The sequence below is a fragment of the Amycolatopsis sp. QT-25 genome, from assembly GCF_029369745.1.
Lineage (GTDB): Bacteria > Actinomycetota > Actinomycetes > Mycobacteriales > Pseudonocardiaceae > Amycolatopsis.
Map to the genome: position 1 here is coordinate 5,787,709 of NZ_CP120210.1, position 17,044 is coordinate 5,804,752.

A 17,044-nucleotide genomic window follows, 5' to 3' on the forward strand; every position below is an offset into this window, starting at 1 on the left:
AAAGGGAGCCAGGCATGACCGGCTTGCAGGACAAGCTCACCCCCGCCCAGGTCGAGGCGTTCGGCCGCGAACTGGACGAGATCCGGCAGCGGATCGTCGCCGATCTCGGCCAGGCCGACGTCGACTACATCCACCACGTCATCAAGACCCAGCGCGCGCTCGAGGTCGCCGGGCGCGGGTTGCTGTTCGCCGGGTTCTTCCCACCGGCTTGGCTCGCCGGGGTGACCGCGCTCTCGGTGGCGAAAATCCTCGACAACATGGAGATCGGTCACAACGTCATGCACGGCCAGTACGATTGGACGCGCAACCCGGCCCTGAGTTCGCAGAAGTTCGAATGGGACACCGTCGCGCCGTCGGAGAACTGGCGCCACTCCCACAACTACATCCACCACACGTACACGAACATCCTCGACAAGGACCGCGACATCGGTTACGGCGTCCTGCGGATGGACACCGCGCAGAAATGGCACCCCTACTACCTGGGCAACCCGGTGTACGCGACGCTGCTCGCGCTGTTCTTCCAGTGGGGCGTCATGCTCCACGACCTCGAGTTCGACCGCGTCGTCAAGGGCGAGCGCAAGTGGTCGGACAACAAGGAGGTCGGCGTGAAGATGCTCAAGAAGGCCGGCCGCCAGGTCGGCAAGGACTACGTGCTCTTCCCGCTGCTGACCGGTCCGCTCGCGCCGCTGACCTTCCTCGGCAACGCCACCGCGAACCTGACCCGCAACCTGTGGGCCTTCTCGATCATCTTCTGCGGGCACTTCCCCGCCGACGTCGAGAGCTTCACCGAGGAGGAGACCGAGAACGAGTCGCGGGGCCAGTGGTACCTGCGGCAGATCCTCGGCTCGGCGAACATCACCGGCGGCAAGCTTTTCCACATCATGACCGGGAACCTCTCACACCAGATCGAGCACCACCTGTTCCCGGACATCCCCGCGCGCCGTTACCCGGAGATCGCGGGCGAGGTGCGGGCGATCTGCGCGAAGTACGGCCTGCCCTACAACGCCGGTCCCCTGCGCAAGCAGCTGTTCTCGGTGGCCAAGAAGATCGTGAAACTGGCCCTGCCCTGGAACGGTGAACCCCGCACTCCGGCTACCGTGGACAGCGACAAGACCCTCCGAGCGGCTTAAGGTGTCTGACATGGTCGGTCAGTTCGAAAGCACCAAGGACGTGGTCCAAGAGGTCACCGAGTCCGCGGCCACCCACATCGGCAACATCGCGACGATCATCACCGGCGCGATCCGGGACATCGCCCGCGAGACCGGCGATTGGCTGACGGACGTCATCGAGATGCGGGAGGCGTCCCAGCGCGCGCAAGCCGACGGGACCTGCGAAGACTAGGGCGTGTCCTGGGGATCTTCACCGGAGGTGAAGAACGATGCAGGCGAGGATGATCTCGGCGCGGTGGTAGGCGGCTCGTTTGGCGAACCGTGTTGCCAGGCCTCGGAATTGCTTGAGCCGGTTGAAGCGGCGCTCGACGACGTTGCGGAGTTTGCAGAGGCCGTGGTCGAAGGCCGGTGGTCTGCCACCGGCGCTGCCTTTGGCCTTGCGGTGGGCGATCTGGTCGGCGCGTTCGGGAATGGTGGCCTTGATCCTGCGCTCCCGTAACGCCTTCCAGGTGCTCGGGTGGGTGTAGGCCTTATCGGCCGGCACCCGCCCGACCCGCACCCTCTGGCCGTCCAACTCGAGGTCCCGGAGCTCGTCCGGCAAGGGCAGCAGTTGAGGGTTGTCCCCAGTCTGCCCCGGCGTCAGGAACACCGCCAACGGATGGACCCGGCGATGGGCGACGGCGCGGACGGCGAGCTGATCAGCACCACCACCGACGGCAACAGTTTCCTCCGCGCCCTGCTGGGCAACAGGCTGCCGAAGCCCGCGCAGTTGGCCGAGCTGACGAAGACCGTGCCCGCGCCGATCTTCGGTGAGAACGGGCGTTACGGCCTGAGCATCGCGTGGACGCCCACGTCATGCGGCGGGGCCTGGTCGCACGGCGGCACGGTGCACGGCTTCGACACGCGCAACGGCGTGACCGAGGACGGCACGCGCAGCGTGATGGTGTCGCTGAACACCCGGACACCGTGGCACCCCGGCGACACCCCGAAGAACGTCGGAACCGAACTCGTGGACCACGCACTCTGCGGCTGACCGCGCGGGTCCGGCCCTCCCCGCCGGCCAGGTCATACACCAAGGGAGTCATGCATGACCCGGGCTTGACCGGTGTTCCCGCCCTCCACCCCGTCATCGGACGTCGTGCAGTTGGTCGAGTGTTCGGGCGGGGAGGTGTTCGGGAATTTGACCTCCATCATGGTGGAGGTTGCATCGTGGTGCCCGGCAAGCCAAACACGATGGAGGAGTTCCCATGATCTTGGTGACCGGGGCGACCGGCCGGGTCGGTGGCAGCGTGGTGTCCCAACTACTGGACAAGGGTGTGCCGGTACGCGCACTGGTCCGGGATCCGCAGCGGGCAGCGCTGCCTGGCGGCGTGCAGGTTGTGCGTGGTGACCTGGCCGACCCGGCGAGTCTCGGCCCTGCCTTGGAAGGGGTCGACTCGGTGTTCCTGGTCTGGCCCACCCTCACGGCGGACCACGCCGCGCCGCAGACCATCACCGAGATCGCTCAACGCGTGCAACGCATCGTCTACCTGTCCAGCAACGGCGTGTCCGAGGACACGACCGACGGGATTCTGGGTTCCCACGCCACGTTGGAGCGCCTGATCGAGGACTCGGGTGTGGAGTGGACGTTCCTGCGGCCGGGCGGGTTCGCGGCCAACACCCTGGCCTGGGCGGAACAGATTCGCGCCGAGGGCGTGGTGCGGTGGGTCTACGGTGACGCCCGGCGGGCGTTGGTCCACGAGCGGGACATCGCGGCGGTGGGGGTCGTGGCACTGACCGAGGAGGGCCACAAGGGGGCCAGGTACACGTTCACCGGGCCCGAGTCGATCACGCAGTCCGAGCAGGCCCAGGCGATCGGCGTGGCGATCGGCCGCCCGGTGCGGTTCGAGGAGATCACCCCGGAGGATGCCCGGCAGGGCTTGTTCGCCGGCCTTCCGCCGCAGCTGGTCGACGACATCCTGGCCGCACACGCCGACATGGTGACCCGGCCCGAACCGGTCACCGACACGGTGCAACAGCTCACCGGGACTCCGGCGCGCACCTTCGGCGAATGGGCGGCCGACCACGCAGCCGACTTCACGCCGTGATGGAGCACCCATGTCCGGCGAGCGGCATGGACCCCGGTCTGCGGTGATGGCGCGGGTCGGGCTTGGTGACGTAGCCGCTGACGGTGCGGGTCTTCCGGGTGTCGTGCCACAGGGCCAGGAACGCGGCGTGGGCAGGGGTCGGCACACTCGTCGTCGCGATCAGGGCGGCGAGCCGGGCGGCGCGCGCAGTGCGCTCGGCGACCGACTCGGGGTCGCGCACACCGGCGTGCCATCACCCGGTCCGGCGCACGCGCTTGAGCACCCCAAGTTCGAAGCCGAAGGCGGCGAGGGGCGAGACGTCATCGGACACGTGTTCTTCCAGCGGCCTGAGATACGAAGGCCGTACTGAAGACCGGCGACCTGGTCCCCCCCCCGGACCTGGTCAGCGCATCGCCGGAGGCCGGCCTGTCCAGGGACCCGCCGAGTGAGGCACGAAGTCGCGAGTCGGTTCGAGCAGCGCAGGCCGCGAGGCGGTGAACTTGTGCAGGGTGTGCAGGGTGTGCAGGGTGCGCAGGTTCAGCGGGAGGCGGGCCGCGGTCGGGTTCAGCCGCCCGGACAGGTGGGCGAGCTGACGGCAGTGATCGTCTATGCGCGGAAGCGGGTCAACGCACACGGCGTGATGACCTAGAGGACCGAATTCGGGTCGCCCATCGGCCAGCCTGACGACGGCAACGACGAGTCCCATGCACGCGACGCGCGCACTGCCGCCGCTCTGGTGAGTGAGCGCTCGTAGTCGCCGGATGCTAGAGAGAAGGCAAGGCGGCGCGTCTGACCTGTCGGCAGTTCCCCGCTCGGCGAGGCTGAGTCGCCTCGCTGTTCGACCATGTGATTTACGCCTCAGTGCTCCTCACCTCGGTGAGGATGAACCGCCTCGCTGCTTCACAGGCCCGGTTCGCGGACGGGACAATATAGACAACCCGACGCGTTCCGGCGCGCCACCGGTCCGGACGATCAGCGCGAGTTCCGCCGGGGCGAGGCCGTCGAACGGCGACAAGGCCACCGACGGACCTGCGGCCTTGTCAGGTCGTGCGCTTCAGATCATGCGGCGCCGAGTGGCGTGTGACACCCGGCGGTGCGGCTCAGTGCGGCCGCTCCTAGGCCCCGTCTCCCGGCCGGATGGCTTTCGCGACATGTCCGGCGGCAGCGCGTCATGGACCCGTCACCCGACACCACAGGGCGCTCCGGGGTGAGAATTACGGAAAACCGCATGGGCACGAGGCGGGTGGCCAAGGCAGGCTGAAGCCGTGTTCACCCGCCTCGCCTCGCCCCGGTTCGCCGGTCGCGTCCTCAGCGCGCAGCTGAGCCGCGCGTACTGGGCCGAGCTGGCGTGGGTGGTCATCGGCGCGCCCCTGACGCTGGTGTTCATGGCGCTCGTGGTCGCCGGGCTGCTCCTCGGGATCGGGCTGAGCCTGCTCACCGTCGGGCTGCCGGTGCTCATCGGCGTGCTGGCGGGCGCGCGGCTGATCGGTGCCGCCCACATCGGCCTGGCGCGTGCCCTGCTCGGAACCACGGTCACCCCGCCGGCCCGGCCCGAGTTACGGCCGGGCCTTTGGAACGGCGTCAAAGGGCGGCTCGGGGATCCGCTCGGCTGGCGGTCGATCGCCTGTCTGGTGGTCCGGCTGCCGCTGTCGCTGATCGAGTTCTTCCTGGTCGCCAGCCTGTTCGTGTACGCCGTGGGCACGCTGACCTATCCGCTGTTCTGGTTCACCCTGCACGGCGAGGCCATGCCGATGTTCGACCTCCGTGTCGACACCTGGCCCCTCACCCTGCCGCTCGCCGTCACCGGGCTGGCCGTGCTGCTGGCGATGCCGTGGGTGGTGCACGGCCTCACCGAATTCGACCGCCTGCTGGTGCGCGGGGTGCTCGGCGCCGAGGACCTCTCCCAACGGGTACGCGACCTCGAACGCACCCGGGCGACCGCGGTCGACGACGCCACGCGACGACTGCGCCGGATCGAACGCGACCTGCACGACGGCGCGCAGGCCCAGCTGGTCGCGCTGGCGATGAAGCTCGGCATCGCGAAGGACGAACTGGCGGGCGGCGGCGACATCGGCCAGGTCACCGCGCTGGTCACCGCCGCGCACGCCAACGCGAAACAGGCTCTGGTGGAGCTGCGCGACCTCGCCCGCGGCATCCATCCCGCCGCCCTCGACGCCGGCCTCGACGTCGCACTGTCCACTTTGGCCGCGGGCTCGGGCATCGACGCGCGGATCACCGTGGACCTGCCGAGCCGGGCGTCGCCGTCACTCGAGACCATCGCCTACTTCACCGTCGCCGAACTGCTGACCAATGCCGCCAAACACACTTCCGCCGCGATCGAGGCCGACGTGGGTATCGTCGGCGACAGCTTGCGGCTCGTCGTGCGCGACGGTGGTGAAGGCGGAGCCCGGCTGGAACACGGCGGCGGGCTCGCCGGGATCGCCGAGCGGCTCGCGACGGTGGACGGCGGGCTCGACATCGACAGCCCTCCGGGAGGGCCTACGGTGATCAGCGCGGCAATACCATTACGACAATAGGGGGCGGCGTGCGCGTCGTGATCGCGGAGGATTCGGCCATCCTCCGGGCGGGGCTCGTGGAATTGCTGAACCTCCGGGGGCACGAGGTCGTCGCGGCCGTCGCCGACGGTGAAAGCCTGTGCGCGGCGGTTCGCGAGCACCGCCCGGACGTGTCCATCGTGGATATCCGGATGCCGCCGACGCATACCGACGAAGGGCTTCGCGCGTCGATCGCCTTGCGCGCGGAACTGCCGGGGTGCGCGATCCTGCTGTTCTCGCAGTACGTCGAGACGCAGTACGCGACGGAACTCCTGGCCGACCGCGCGGGCGGCGTGGGTTACCTGCTGAAGGACCGCGTCGCGGAGGTTTCGGACTTCCTCGACGCGCTTCGGCGGGTCGCCGACGGGGAGACCGTGCTCGACCCGGAAGTGGTCAGCCAGCTGTTCACCGCCACCCGGAAGACGGACGCGCTCGCCGGGCTGACTCCGCGGGAACGTGAGGTGCTGGGACTGATGGCCGAGGGCCGGTCGAACTCGGCCATCGCGGCGACACTGTTCCTTTCGGCGGGCTCGGTGGAGAAGTACGTGTCGAGCATCTTCGGGAAGCTGGCACTGCCTCAGTCCGAAGGGGACAACCGGCGGGTGCTCGCCGTGCTGCGATACCTGGAGTCTTGAAGAGTGCTGAAGGTGGCTTTCGCCGCATCTCGTGCGTGAAGGACGCTTTCACCGCACCGCATGACGCTGTTGGCGAAGCTTCCTTTCAGCCCCGGCCTATCGAGGCTCCACCGGGATCCCGTCCCCCTCCGGCAGGCACAGCTGCATCCACGCGACATCTCGCCAGGCCCCGTGCTTGTACCCGATCCGCCGATAGGTCCCCACCGGCTCGAACCCCAGCGCCCGGTGGAGCCCGGCGCTCGCGTCGTTCGGCAGCACCATTCCCGCACAGAAGTTCCGGAAGCCACGCGACGCCAGCTTGTCCAGTAGCGCTCGATAGAGCGCCCGCCCGCCGCCGGTCCGCCGCCGGCCGAGCTCCACATAGATACTGACCTCGCAAGACCAGCGATAGGAAGGTCGGCCACTGAAGGGCCCTCCGTAGGCGTAGCCCGCGACGCGGCCTTCGTCGTCTTCGAGCACGAGCCATGCGTGCGATCGCTGCGCCTTGGCGATGCGCTCGGCCATCTCCTCCGGCTTGGGCGGCTCGGTTTCGAACGAGATCACCGTGTCGGTGACATATGGGGCGTAGATCTCCGCGCAAGCCATCGCATCGGCTTCCGTCGCTTCCCTGATCACCATGCCAACATAGTAACCGATACTGCCACTATAATAAGCAACATGTCGGATTCCTTGTCCGCGTCGCTCGCCGCGGCGCTTCAGTCCGCGAGACTCGACCAGAACCTTTCGGCCAACGCACTCGCCGAGCTGTCGGGGGTGTCCAGGGCGATGATCGGCAAGATCGAACGCGGCGAGGCGCAGCCGACAGCGGTCCTGCTCAGCAGGCTTTCCGCCGCGCTCGGGATGACGTTGTCCGAGTTGATCACGCGCGCCGAACACGGCGACCGGCGGCTCGTGCGCAGGGCCGACCAGCCGACGTGGACCGACCCGGCCACCGGATATGTGCGCCGCGCGGTGTCGCCTTCGCTCGGCGGGCCGCTCGAACTGGTCGAGGTCGTGCTGCCCGCGGGCGCCGAGGTCGCCTTTCCCGCCCACACCTACACGCTCACTCACCACCAGATCTGGGTGCTGGACGGCCATTTGCGGTTCCGCGAGGGTGACGTCGAGCATGAACTCGACGTGGGCGACTGCCTCCAGCTCGGCACTCCGCGGCAGTGCGCCTACGTCAACCCGACCGGCGAGCCGGTCCGATATCTGGTCGCGCTCGCCCGGCGGCACGCCTGATACTCGGGTGATGGAACACCGGGCCCTCGCGTACGTCGCGGCGAAAGCACGCGGCGGATACGCGACGGGGCTGCCGGTGACCTTGCACTTCCATCCGGACCGATCCACAGTGGACGGACGACCACTGCTGGAGGCGATGGCGGAGGACGGGTTCTACCGCAACCAGTTCGAAACCGGGACGAGCAACGGAGGATTGACCGCGTATCCCGGCGGAGATCGCTGGCACTGGGAGAGCCGGATGTTCGGCGGCGCCTACGACGACGCGCCGCCCGCCGAACGGCCGAAGTACGGCGCCTTGAACTTCCGCCACCGACCCACCGGTGGCGCGCCGAGATTCGGCTCGGCCCATTTCCGGCCGGCCGCGCACACCGTGCACAGGACGACGTTCTGCTACCCGGACAGCGTGCTGGCACCTCGGGACTTCGGCCACGGCACCAGGGTTTCCGCGCTGATCGCACTGGCGGAGCAGGACGACACCGATCTGCTCGACGACTACGTCGAGGCACACGTCCACGGCACCATCTCGCTCGCGACGGACGTCGAAGCCCTCGTCCTCGACCCGAGTCACCGCGGCACCGACGTCGAAAAGGCCGCGTCACGACTCGGCTGCCCGGTCGAATGGCATCCGGGTTTCCGCCTGTCGACCGAAGAGCTCGAACGGCATCCCGGATACCGCGGTGCCGAATACGTCGAACTCGGCCGGACACTGGCCGAAGACGGCCATCTCGATCCTCGTGTCCTCGGTGAAGCCCGCCACGTCGACCAGCAGGCCCTCAAACGCGTCTGGCACTACGTGGCGCGCTTCGGGGCACTACCGTGAGGAGCATGTATTCCACGGAGATCGAGGTGCGCACCGGCAGCGTGGCCGTGGTGCACGACCTGACCAAGGACGCCGAGACCTTCCTGCGCGACGCGGACGCCGAGGACGGGATCCTGCACGTCTTCGTCCCGCACGCGACGTCCGGGCTGGCGGTACTGGAGACCGGCGCCGGCAGCGACGAAGACCTGCTCGCGGCGCTCGACGACCTGCTCCCCCGCGACGGCCGCTGGCGGCACCAGCACGGCAGTCCCGGTCACGGCCGTGACCACGTCCTGCCCGCGCTGCTGCCGCCGTTCGCGACGATCCCGGTGCTCGGCGGAGTGATGACGCTGGGCACCTGGCAGTCGGTCTGCCTAGTGGACACCAACCTGGACAACCCTGTCCGGCGTATCCGCTTCAGTCTTCTGGAGGGCTGACCGGCCCGGCCACATCGCGAGCAGCGGCCCCGCCGCGAGCAGTCCGGCGAGCACCCACACCCCGGTCGCGACGTCCGGCGCGCCGGGGACGCCCTGCAGCAGGCTCCGGAGTCCTTCCGCGGAGAACCGGAACGGCGTCCATGACCACAGCACCGCGCGGTACGCGGGGTTCAGCAGTTCCGGCACCTGTCCCGCGACGGTGGGCGCGACCAGGTACAGCGGGCCGAGGATGACCATCGCCCGGATGCCGAGCAGCCGTAGCAGGCCGGTCTGCAGAGCGGCGAACGCGGCCGAGATCAGGAAGAGGAAGGCGAGGACGTCCCAGCCGAGCGGAAGCGACGAATCCCACAGCTTCAAGAACCCCGCCAGCACGCCGGTGACCAGCACGCCTGCCGAAACGATCTGCGTGAAGCGCGCGAAAATTCCCGCCTCCCGCCCGATCCGCCGTCCCGCCAGGATCAGCGCGGCACCCGCGGCCAGGCAGCCGACCCAAGCGAGCGCGCTCAACGCGAGCGGCACGACGCGGCCCGCCGCACCGACGGGGTGCAGCGTTTCGACCTCGGGTGTTCTGCCCAGCGCCTGCGCGGCGCCGGTCAGCACCTGGTGCGCGATCTGCGTTCCGGACGGGTTCACCGCCCCGGAGACCACGACCTTCACCGGAAGTTCGAGAACTCCGTAGACCTCCTTGTCCTCCAACAGTTTCCGGCCTTCCTCGGGAGAGGTCACCCGCCAGGAGACCTGGTCTCCGCCCTGGGACGCGATCCCCTTCGCGGCCGCCTGGAGCGGCCCCGGGGGCGCGGCCACGGCGAGGGGGAGACTCTCGGGCGCGACCGTGGCCTGCGCGCCGAAGGTGAGAAGGCCGAGTACGGCGGCGACCAGCGCACCGGCCACCGCGGCGAGTAAGGCGAACGCCCCGGCGGGGCGATGGTTTCGGGTCGGCATGACCGTCCTCCACTTATTCATCTTGTGTTGAATTAGTCGTCAAGGTAGGCGCTTGCGCCCCGGAAGTCAACGGACGTTGAATAAGCTCACCGGTACCGTCGACCACGTGACTACTCCGCACCGGCTCGTGCTGTGGGACATCGACCAGACCCTCGTCGACCTGCGCGGCGTCGGCGCCGCCTGGTACACGACCGCGCTCGCCGAAGTCGCGGGCGTCGAACTGCGGGCGCTGCCGAACTTCGGCGGCCGCACCGAACGCGCCATCAGCGCGGACATCCTCACCTCGCACGGCATCGAGCCCACCGAGGAGAACGTCCGCGAGCTCTGGCTCGCCCTGATCGCGGTCTCCGAAAGCCACGCGCCGACGCTGTCCTCCAGTGGTCGGGCGCTCCCGGGCGCCAAGGACGCGCTGAACGCCTTCGCCACGCACGGCGGCGTCGTGCAGACGCTGGTCACCGGGAACCTGCCGGAGATCTCCGTGCACAAGCTGACCGCGTTCGAGTTGCACGAGCACGTGGACTTCGAGATCGGCGGCTACGGCTCGCTCTCGGCGCACCGGCCGGATCTGGTGCCCGCCGCCGTCGGCCACGCTTCGGCGAAACACGGCACGGAGTTCGCGCCGGCGTCGGTCGTCGTCATCGGCGACACCCCGGACGACGTACGGGCCGCGCTCGACAACGGCGCCGTCGCGGTGGCCGTGGCGACCGGGCAGTTCAGCGCCGAGGAATTGGCCGACGCGGGCGCGCACACCGTGCTCGGCGACCTGTCCGACCTGGCAGCGGTGCGTGCGGCCGTGTTCGGGGGCGTTAACTAAGCTCGCCACATGGCATACCCAGGCGGCGACCACGGCTGGCCGGAGCAGCGACCACAGCAGCCCTACCAGCAGCAACCCCCGCAGCAGGGCTATCCACCTCAGTACCCGCAGGATGCCCAGCAGCAGTATCAGGGTTACCCGCAGCAGGGTTTTCCGCAGTTCCCGCAGCAGACCTACCAGGGTTTCTCTCCGGAGCCGCCGAAGAAGGGCAAGAAAGGCCTGTGGCTCGGCCTCGGCGCGCTCGTCCTGGTCATCGCCGTCGGCGCCACACTCTTCTTCGTCCTGCGTGACGGCGAAGACCCGCGGCCCGAGCCCATGCCGCCGCCCGCGGCCGCGTCCGCGTCGGAACCGCCGTCGACCTCCCAGAGCGGTGGCGTCCCGGAGGACAACAAGGTTCCGGCCAAGACCCTGGGCTGGCAGGGAATCGTCTCCAGACCGGACAAGACGGCATACGACCTGCCTCCGACGGGTTGGGAGACCAAGCCGGGCTACATCACCGGGAACACCGAGCGCGAGTTCAAGATGGTCATCCACGAGGCGATGCGGTACAAGCTCGGCGCCTGCCCCGACATTTCCGGTTCGTACCGGGCGATGGTCGGCTTCGCCACCGCGGATCGGATCCCGGTCGAGAACGCCGCCAGAGGCGCTGTCCGGCTCTGGATCCAGTCGGCCACCGGCAAAGCCGACGTGCCACTGCCCGAGCTCAAGCAGCTCCCCATCGCCGACGGCACGATCCAGGCGCTCAGTTCCAGCGCCTCTTTCACCCCGAGCGAAGGCGAAGGCTGCCGGGCGCCGAGTGTGAAGGTCACTTCGGCGGCCTTCAAAATCGGTGAGCAGACCGTCTGCTTCGTGATGGTCCTCGATCAGGGCACTTCCGGCGCCCTGTCCGAAGCGGACGCCCAGATGATCCTCGCGAGTCTGCGGCCGCAGCAATGATCCGGTGAGCACATCGAAGCCGAACGGACGGCGCCGCCGCCGTCCGCCCACGATCTCGTCCTGCCCGGCCCGGTGGGACCCACCCGGATCAGCCTCGTGATCGCGGACGCCCTGCCCGGATCCGGCCGCTACCACGTCCCCCTGGTGCCGGCGGGCAGGAGATCCCCGGCCCGGTAGCCAGGGACGTCGTCCTCAAGACGGGTGAGAGCATCCGTCGCGAGTAGCACTCCCCTAAGGGAAATATGGGTCCCCTGCCGGATGTGGCCGAAGGGCTCTCGCGCCTACCTTGATTTCCATGCCAACAGGGGGAAGCGGGACGGCCGCGCCGGGCCGGACGCACAAGATCGCCACGATGCTGAGGCACCGGCTGCCTTTCACCACCCTCGTCACGGTGACCATGCTCGCGCTCGCCTTGGCCACGGGCGCGCTCTGGTCGGCCGCCGAGGATCGCGCGGTGTACCCGTACGTCGCGTATGGGCTGCCGTCGCTCGAAGCGGGCCGGTGGTGGACCTTGCTGACCGGGCCGCTGTTCGCGGTCGTCCCGCTGTACTACCTGCCGATGGTGCTCAGCTTCGCGCTGTTCGCCGGGTTCGCGGAATGGCGGCTCGGCACGCGGCGGGCGATGGCCGTCACCATCGGCGGCCAATTCGTCAGCGTGCTGGTGGCGGTCCAATTCCTCGCACTGAGCCGTAACTCCGGCTGGGAATGGGCGCACCGGGTCGCGGGCAACCTCGACGTCGGATTCTCCGGCGGCGCGCTCGCCGCGGTCGCGGTCGCCAGCGCCACCCTCCGCCCGCCGTGGCGGCTGCGGCTGCGCGCCGGATTGTGCGTCTACGCCGGGATCGCGATCGTCTTCGTCGGCACGCTCGCCGACCTCGTCCACTTCTTCGCCCTCGTCCTCGCGCTGCCGTTCGGGCGCAGGTTCCTCGGCGCCAAGGACGCCTCGCGTGAACGGCGGCCGAGCCTGCGCGAGTGGCGGTTCCACGTCGTGGCCGGACTGCTGGTGCTGACCGTCGCCGAACTGGTGATGTCCTTCGTGCCGGGCAACGGCCCCTTCGGTTCGTCCGAAGAGCTTTCGCTGTCCACGTGGGAAGTCGCCGTCCTGTGCCTGATCGTGGTGCCGATCATGAACGGCCTGCGCAAGGGCAGCCAGGTCGCGTGGTGGTGCGCGATGATCCTGACTTCGTTCGTCATCCTCCAGGTGCTGGTCTACGGCGGGGTGCTCACCCTGGCGGAGATCTTCGGTGAAGAGACCGGCCTGATGGATCCGCCGCTGTTCTTCGTGGACAATCTCCTGTGGACGGTCGAATTCGCGCTGCTGATCTCCGCGCGAGGCGCCTTCCGCGTGCCGTCGCGGCGGAAGCGCCGCCGTCTGGGCCGCATGGGCAACCCCGCGCTGGCCCGCACGCTGCTCAGCCGTCACGGCGGAAGCACGCTTTCGTGGATGACGACCTGGCCGCAGAACTCCTACTTCGTGGCCGCCGACGGCAAGTCCTACCTCGCCTACCGCCGCCACGCCGGTGTCGCCATCGCCCTCGGCGACCCGATCGCCCCGGACGGCGCCACCGACCGGACGATCGCCGAGTTCATCGCGATGTGCGAGAACACCGGTCTCGTGCCGTGCCTGTTCTCCGCCACCGGCGACACCACCGCGAAGACCCGGGAACTCGGCTGGCAGCAGGTCCAGGTCGCCGAGGACACCTTGATCGAACTGGACACGCTGGAGTTCCGCGGCAAGCGCTGGCAGGACGTGCGGACCGCGCTCAACCACGCCAAGAAGAACGACATCGAGTTCCGGCTCGTCCGGCTCGCCGACCAGCCGCGCGCGGTGATCTCGCAGGTACGCGCGATCTCCGAGGAGTGGATCAGCGACAAGGGCATGCCGGAAATGGGCTTCACCCTCGGCGGGGTCGACGAGGCGATGGATCCCGAGACCCGCGTGGGGCTCGCGGTGGACGCGGACGGTGTCGTCCACGGCGTGACGTCGTGGCTGCCGGTGTACACCGGCGCGGGCGTGATCGGCGGCTGGACGCTCGACGTCATGCGCAAACGCGCCGACGGGTTCCGTCCGTCGATGGAGTTCCTGATCGCGTCGTCGTGCCTGGCCTTCCGTGAGGAAGGCGCGAAGTTCGTTTCGCTGTCCGGCGCGCCGCTGGCGAGTTCCGGCGAACCCGCGCACGCCGTCGAGCGGGTGCTCGACACGCTCGGGACGATGATGGAACCGTTCTACGGATTCCGTTCGCTGCACGCGTTCAAGGCGAAGTTCCAGCCGCGCCACGTCCCGCTGTACCTCGCGTTCCGCGACGAGGCGGATCTGCCGCGGATCGGGATCGCGCTCGGCCGGGCCTACCTGCCGAACACGGGACTGCTGCGGCTGGCGAAGCTCGCGCGCTCCGGGAAGAAGCCTCAGCGGCCGCTCGCGAACCTGCAGCCGCGAAAGACTTCCTCGCTGGCTTAACGATAGAAAGGCCTTAGACGCCGATATGTTCGGTTTCGCGTGACCGGAGGGACGACACGCGGAGGCGACCGGTCCCGCCGCGAGTCGTCCGGCCGGACACGCGTGCCGTCCGACGGTAGGTACCTGAGACACGGTCGGCTGTTTACCCGCCATCAGCCGTGTCCCCAGTACAGGAAGGGGCCTTCATGTACTGCACCGTGGGGACGCCGCAGGTCACGCGGTAGCTTCTCAAGAGGCCAATCGCCAGAACCCTCATCGCCACTGCCGTCTCCGCGGGCAAGGTCAGCGCAACGTCGAAGGCGGCGGCGTGATGGTCTTGCGATCGGCCTCCGGGACACCCCGGTAGGTCTTGAGGATCTTCAAGATCTGCTCGCGGTCCGCACCGCCCGGGGTGTCCTGGCTCGAATAGACGGCCAGTGCCGCCGAGGCTTCGCCCAGCCCCGGTGCGAGCACACCGACCAGGGCGCGCTGCGCGCCACACGGTCCGGGCGGGGTGACCACCTCCGCGAGGACGATGCTCGCGGGGACCTTCTTGCCGGTGCCGAGTGTGAACTCGGTCGGCTGGGCCGGTTCCTGGGTGATCTTGGCCGTCAGCGGACCGTTCTCCGGGTTGTAGGCGCTGACGGCGAGGTCGCCGATCGCCTTCTGCGCCGCGGCGGACGGTTCGGCGACCTTCACGTTCGTCACGCCGCTGCCGCCGATCCTGCTCCACTTGTCCTGCGGGCAGTGGCCTTCGCCGACGAAGGCACTGGCGACCATCGTGATGCCCGGGACCTGGCTGCCCTTCTCCCAGCCGTGGATCGTTCCCGGCTTCGGCGTCCAGTTCGGCGGGACGTCGTAGGCGTAGGCGCCGTCCTTCCCGGCCACCGACTGCCAGCCCTCCGTCACCGGCGGCGCGACGACCCGGGGCGAAGGCGTGTAAACGATCGGAGTCCGAGTGGTCGGCGTACTGCTCGACGAGCGATCCGAATCGTTGTTCGCGAGCGTGGCGACCGCGATGACACCGAGCGTCGCGAAGAAGCCGTACATGGCCCGTCGCCCGCTTCGCGACATCGGCTGCTTCGCGGGCTTCTGCGGCTCCGGTTCGACAGGAGCGGACTGTTCCGGGGCCGGCGTGTAGCCGGGCGAGTCCGAGGGCTGATAGCCCCCGAACCCGTCCAGCGCCGCGTTGTCCTCGTAGCCCGGGGAATCCCCGCGCTTCTTGCCGAACCAGCCCATTACGAACGGACGAGCTTGACCAGATGCTCCACGACCGCGTCCACGGCGATCTCTTCACGGTCGCCGGTGCGGCGGTCCTTGACCTCGACGACACCGTTCGCCAGGCCGCGCCCGACGACGAGGATCGTCGGCACGCCGACGAGTTCGGCGTCCGCGAACTTCACGCCGGGGGTCGCCTTGCGGTCGTCGAGGACGACCTCGATCCCGGCGGCGTCCAGTTCGGCGGCGAGCTTCTCCGCGCCCGCGGCGACGGTCTCGTCCTTGCCCGCGATGACGACGTGCACGTCGAACGGCGAGACCTCGCGCGGCCAGATGATGCCGAGGTCGTCGTGGTTCTGCTCGGCGAGCACGCCGACCAGCCGCGAGACGCCGACGCCGTAGGAACCCATGGTGATGCGGATGGGCTTGGAGTCCGGGCCCAGCGCGTCGAGTTCGAACGCGTCCGCGTACTTGCGGCCGAGCTGGAAGATGTGCCCGATCTCGATACCGCGCGCGGCGACCAGGGTGCCCTTGCCGTCGGGTGACGCGTCGCCTTCACGGACCTCGGCGGCCTCGATCGTGCCGTCACCGGTGAAGTCGCGGCCCGCGACCAGGTCGACCACGTGGTGATCGCGCTCGTCGGCGCCGGTGACCCAGGCGGTGCCGTCGACGACGCGCGGGTCGAGCAGGTAGCGGACACCGTTGTCCTTCAGCGCCTTCGGGCCGATGTAGCCCTTGACGAGGAAGGGGTTCTTGGCGAAGTCGGCCTCTTCGAGCAGCTCGAATTCGGCGGGCTCGAGCGAGGCTTCGAGGCGCTTCGTGTCGACCTCGCGGTCGCCGGGGAGGCCGATGGCCAGCAGCTCCCACTCCTTCGCACCCGGCCGTCGGGTCTTCACCAGGACGTTCTTGAGCGTGTCCGCGGCGGTGAAGGTGCGGCCGAGGTCGGCGTCGTTCAAGAACGCGACGAGCGATTCGATGGTCGGGGTGTCCGGTGTGTGGTGGACCTTCGCCTCGGGCAGACCCTCGAGCGGCTTCGCCTCGGGAGCGGGCGTGGTGACCGCTTCGACGTTGGCCGCGTAACCCGATTCGGTGCTGCGGACGTAGGTGTCTTCACCCGTCGCGGCGACGGCGAGGAACTCCTCGGAGGCCGAGCCGCCCATCGCGCCGGAGGTCGCCTTCACGACGACGTACTCGATGCCGAGACGGTCGAACAGCTTCGTGTAGGCCTGACGGTGCAGCTCGTACGACTTCGTCAGGCCCTCGTCGTCGAGGTCGAAGGAGTAGGAGTCCTTCATGACGAACTCGCGGCCGCGCAGGATGCCGGCGCGGGGACGCGCCTCGTCGCGGTACTTGGTCTGGATTTGGTACAGGACGACCGGATAGTCCTTGTACGAGCTGTATTCACCCTTCACGGTGAGCGCGAAGAGCTCTTCGTGCGTCGGGCCCAGGAGATAGTCGGCGCCCTTGCGGTCCTTGAGGCGGAAGAGGGCGTCGCCGTACTCGGTCCAGCGGCCGGTGGCCTCGTAAGGCTCCTTCGGCAGCAGCGCGGGGAACTGGATCTCCTGCGCGCCGATGGCGTTCATCTCTTCACGGACGGCGTTCTCGATGCGGCGCAGCACCCGAAGGCCCAGCGGCAGCCAGGAGTAGCCGCCCGGGGACACCCGGCGGACGTAGCCGGCGCGTACCAGGAGCCGGTGGCTCGGTACCTCGGCGTCCGCCGGATCCTCACGCAGGGTGCGAAGGAACAACGACGACATCCTGGTGATCACTTCTGGGCTCCTCGCTGGAATTACGTGCTGAGACGTTCTGCGCAGCGTAGTCACCCCGCCCCGGGACGGTTCAACCGGTTATCGCGGGCGCCCGGTTCTGTCGGTG

General features: G+C 68.9%; 18 protein-coding genes and 1 pseudogene. 12 read left to right on the forward strand and 7 right to left on the reverse strand.

The window, feature by feature from the left end; genetic code table 11:
- The first annotated feature begins 14 nt into the window (after nucleotides 1-14).
- Nucleotides 15-1,130, forward strand: a complete 1,116-nt coding sequence (locus P3102_RS26825) for an acyl-CoA desaturase (RefSeq protein ID WP_276362745.1) — start codon at nucleotides 15-17, stop codon at nucleotides 1,128-1,130.
- 10 nt (nucleotides 1,131-1,140) lie between these two features.
- Nucleotides 1,141-1,341 carry a hypothetical protein gene (locus P3102_RS26830; RefSeq protein WP_276362746.1) on the forward strand — a complete coding sequence of 67 codons (201 nt, stop codon included), beginning with the start codon at nucleotides 1,141-1,143 and terminating at the stop codon, nucleotides 1,339-1,341.
- An 18-nt stretch (nucleotides 1,342-1,359) separates the two neighbouring features.
- Here the strand turns inward: P3102_RS26830 and P3102_RS26835 are convergent, their stop codons facing one another.
- Nucleotides 1,360-1,758, reverse strand: coding sequence for a transposase (locus P3102_RS26835; RefSeq protein WP_276371362.1), 399 nt, complete (start codon nucleotides 1,756-1,758; stop codon nucleotides 1,360-1,362).
- A 21-nt stretch (nucleotides 1,759-1,779) separates the two neighbouring features.
- Here P3102_RS26835 and P3102_RS26840 point away from each other — a divergent pair, with 21 nt between their 5' ends.
- Together P3102_RS26840 and P3102_RS26845 are read left to right on the forward strand one after the other, a co-directional pair.
- A complete protein-coding gene (locus P3102_RS26840; protein ID WP_276362748.1) occupies nucleotides 1,780-2,142 on the forward strand; it encodes a serine hydrolase in 363 nt (120 codons plus the stop codon).
- A gap of 214 nt (nucleotides 2,143-2,356) precedes the next feature.
- Complete coding sequence (locus P3102_RS26845; RefSeq protein ID WP_276362749.1) at nucleotides 2,357-3,196, forward strand: NAD(P)H-binding protein; 840 nt, start codon at nucleotides 2,357-2,359, stop codon at nucleotides 3,194-3,196.
- 49 nt (nucleotides 3,197-3,245) lie between these two features.
- On the opposite strand, the pseudogene P3102_RS26850 reads toward P3102_RS26845, so the two are convergent.
- A pseudogene (locus tag P3102_RS26850) lies at nucleotides 3,246-3,506 on the reverse strand (HAD family hydrolase); the annotation flags it as partial.
- 72 nt (nucleotides 3,507-3,578) lie between these two features.
- Entirely contained in the window at nucleotides 3,579-3,809 is a 231-nt protein-coding gene (locus P3102_RS26855; protein ID WP_276362751.1) for a hypothetical protein, read from the reverse strand.
- 631 nt (nucleotides 3,810-4,440) lie between these two features.
- Between P3102_RS26855 and P3102_RS26860 the strand changes: the two genes are divergently transcribed.
- Together P3102_RS26860 and P3102_RS26865 are read left to right on the forward strand one after the other, a co-directional pair.
- On the forward strand, nucleotides 4,441-5,712 hold the full coding sequence (locus P3102_RS26860; protein ID WP_276362752.1) for a sensor histidine kinase: 1,272 nt from the start codon (nucleotides 4,441-4,443) through the stop codon (nucleotides 5,710-5,712).
- Between the two features lie 8 nt (nucleotides 5,713-5,720).
- On the forward strand, nucleotides 5,721-6,365 hold the full coding sequence (locus P3102_RS26865; RefSeq protein WP_276362753.1) for a response regulator transcription factor: 645 nt from the start codon (nucleotides 5,721-5,723) through the stop codon (nucleotides 6,363-6,365).
- A 96-nt stretch (nucleotides 6,366-6,461) separates the two neighbouring features.
- Here P3102_RS26865 and P3102_RS26870 read toward each other — a convergent pair whose 3' ends face one another.
- A complete protein-coding gene (locus P3102_RS26870) occupies nucleotides 6,462-6,983 on the reverse strand; it encodes a GNAT family N-acetyltransferase (protein WP_276362755.1) in 522 nt (173 codons plus the stop codon).
- Between the two features lie 39 nt (nucleotides 6,984-7,022).
- On the opposite strand from P3102_RS26870, the gene P3102_RS26875 reads away from it, so the two are divergent.
- Genes P3102_RS26875 through P3102_RS26885 form a run of 3 tightly spaced genes read left to right on the forward strand, consistent with a single transcriptional unit; the run spans nucleotide 7,023 to nucleotide 8,822 of the window.
- Nucleotides 7,023-7,586 (forward strand): XRE family transcriptional regulator, encoded by a 564-nt coding sequence (locus P3102_RS26875; protein WP_276362757.1) that lies wholly within the window; start codon nucleotides 7,023-7,025, stop codon nucleotides 7,584-7,586.
- Nucleotides 7,587-7,596: 10 nt separating this feature from the next.
- Nucleotides 7,597-8,406, forward strand: coding sequence for a DUF3626 domain-containing protein (locus P3102_RS26880; RefSeq protein WP_276362758.1), 810 nt, complete (start codon nucleotides 7,597-7,599; stop codon nucleotides 8,404-8,406).
- A gap of 5 nt (nucleotides 8,407-8,411) precedes the next feature.
- On the forward strand, nucleotides 8,412-8,822 hold the full coding sequence (locus P3102_RS26885) for a YjbQ family protein (protein WP_276362760.1): 411 nt from the start codon (nucleotides 8,412-8,414) through the stop codon (nucleotides 8,820-8,822).
- On the opposite strand, the gene P3102_RS26890 is transcribed toward P3102_RS26885, so the two are convergent.
- Entirely contained in the window at nucleotides 8,760-9,764 is a 1,005-nt protein-coding gene (locus P3102_RS26890; protein ID WP_276362761.1) for an ABC transporter permease, read from the reverse strand. The genes P3102_RS26885 and P3102_RS26890 overlap by 63 nt on opposite strands.
- A 127-nt stretch (nucleotides 9,765-9,891) precedes the next feature.
- Here P3102_RS26890 and P3102_RS26895 point away from each other — a divergent pair, with 127 nt between their 5' ends.
- The 3 genes from P3102_RS26895 (at nucleotide 9,892) to P3102_RS26905 (ending at nucleotide 13,972) form a co-directional block, all read left to right on the forward strand.
- Complete coding sequence (locus tag P3102_RS26895; protein WP_276371363.1) at nucleotides 9,892-10,578, forward strand: HAD hydrolase-like protein; 687 nt, start codon at nucleotides 9,892-9,894, stop codon at nucleotides 10,576-10,578.
- 9 nt (nucleotides 10,579-10,587) lie between these two features.
- Complete coding sequence (locus P3102_RS26900) at nucleotides 10,588-11,514, forward strand: hypothetical protein (protein ID WP_276362763.1); 927 nt, start codon at nucleotides 10,588-10,590, stop codon at nucleotides 11,512-11,514.
- Nucleotides 11,515-11,809: 295 nt separating this feature from the next.
- Nucleotides 11,810-13,972: a DUF2156 domain-containing protein gene (locus tag P3102_RS26905; RefSeq protein ID WP_276362764.1), complete on the forward strand. Its 2,163-nt coding sequence runs from the start codon at nucleotides 11,810-11,812 to the stop codon at nucleotides 13,970-13,972.
- Nucleotides 13,973-14,254: 282 nt separating this feature from the next.
- On the opposite strand, the gene P3102_RS26910 is transcribed toward P3102_RS26905, so the two are convergent.
- The gene (locus tag P3102_RS26910) at nucleotides 14,255-15,190 is read right to left on the reverse strand and encodes a hypothetical protein (RefSeq protein ID WP_276362766.1); all 936 of its coding nucleotides are present in this window, start codon (nucleotides 15,188-15,190) and stop codon (nucleotides 14,255-14,257) included.
- Nucleotides 15,190-16,938: a proline--tRNA ligase gene (locus P3102_RS26915; RefSeq protein WP_276362767.1), complete on the reverse strand. Its 1,749-nt coding sequence runs from the start codon at nucleotides 16,936-16,938 to the stop codon at nucleotides 15,190-15,192. The genes P3102_RS26910 and P3102_RS26915 overlap by 1 nt, the downstream gene beginning before the upstream one ends.
- Nucleotides 16,939-17,044: the final 106 nt, after the last annotated feature.